Raw genomic sequence first — 1,567 nt, forward strand, 5'->3', positions numbered from 1 at the left:
GCACGACGCCGACGCCAAGGCCCGGCTCTTCGAGCACGCCGCCCTGCTGCTGGAGCGGCTGGCCGCCGGGCGGACGGTGGTGCTGGCGCTGGAGGACCTGCACTGGTCGGACCGCTCCACCCGCGAACTGCTCGGCTATCTCATCCGGTCCCTCCGGGGCGCCCGCGTGCTGCTGCTGGCCACGTACCGCTCCGACGACATCCACCGCCGCCACCCGCTGCGCCCCTTCCTCGCCGAGCTGGACCGGCTGCGCACGGTGCAGCGGGTGGAGCTGGCGCGCTTCTCCCGGCAGGAGGTCATCGGCCAGATCACCGCGATCCGGGGCGCCGGGCCGCTGCCGCACCTGGTGGACACGATCTTCCAGCGCTCGGACGGCAACCCGTTCTTCGTCGAGGAGCTGACCGCGCTGCTGGACTGCGGCGGCTCGCCCGACGCGCTGTCGGAGTCGCTGCGCGACCTGCTGCTCGTACGGGTCGAGACCCTGCCGGAGGCGACGCAGCGGGTGCTGCGGATCGCCGCGGAGGCCGGCTCGACCGTGGAGTTCGGGCTGCTGCTCGCCGTGTCGGGGCAGGGTGAGGAGGAGTTGATCGAGGCGCTGCGGCCCGCGGTCGACGCCGGCATCCTGCTGCCCGCGGCGGGCAGTCCGGGCGCCGACAGCTTCCGCTTCCGGCACGCGCTGCTGCGCGAGGCCACCGGCGACGACCTGCTGCCCGGCGAGCGCTCCCGGCTCAACCGCCGCTACGCCGAGGTCCTCCAGGCCGATCCCACCCTCGTCCGGGCCGAGCAGCGGCTCACCCGCATCGCCCGGCACTGGCACCACGGCAGGGACAGCGCGCGGGCGCTGCCCGCGGTGCTGGCGGCGGCGGTGGAGGCGCGCTGCCGGCACGCGTTCGCCGAGCAGTACGAGCTGCTGAAGCGGGCGATGGAGCTGTGGGACGACGTGTCGCCGGAGGTACGCGCCGGGCTGCGGCCCGCGGACCGCATCGAGGACTACGAGCCGGGCGCGGCGGACACCCCGCTCACCGAGCTGGACCTGCTCGCCGAGACCGTCGTCGCCGCCCGGCTCGCGGACGAGCGGGAACGGGCGCTGGCGCTGACCCGGCGTGCCCTGGAGGCCATCGACGAGGCCGCCGAGCCGATGCGCGCGGCGTGGTTCTGGGTGCAGCGGCACTGGCTGGTGGAGGACCTGGCGCGCGGCGACGGCCGCGCCGAGCTGGACCACGCGCTGCGGCTGGTACGGGACCTGCCGCCGTCGCGGGTACCGGCGCTGGCGCTGACGGCCGCGGCGAGCTGGGAGATGCTGCACCGGCCGGGCCGGCCCGAGGGGCTGGCGGCGGCGGAACTGGCGGTGCGTACCGCCGCCGTGGCCGGCGAGGAGAACCTGGAGCTGAACGCCCAGGTGATGCTGGGCATCCACCTGGAGGACTCCGGCCGGGAGGACCTGGGCCTGGACATGCTGCGCGAGGCCCGCGACCGGGCCCGGCGCAGCGGCGACTACACGGCGGCGGCGCGCGCGGAGCTGAACCTGGCCGCGGCGCTGGAGAACCTGGGCCGCTCGCGCGAGTCG

At 76.1% G+C, this 1,567-nt stretch carries 1 protein-coding gene; it reads left to right on the plus strand.

Going from position 1 to position 1,567, the window contains the following annotated elements; all coding sequences use genetic code 11:
- Positions 1-1,567 (plus strand): ATP-binding protein (locus tag H5J30_RS32305; protein WP_445194972.1); only part of this gene is annotated, 1,567 nt, incomplete at both ends.

Origin of the sequence: Streptomyces phytophilus, assembly GCF_013870535.1 — a bacterium.
In the GTDB taxonomy this organism is placed as follows: Bacteria; Actinomycetota; Actinomycetes; order Streptomycetales; family Streptomycetaceae; genus Streptomyces; species Streptomyces phytophilus.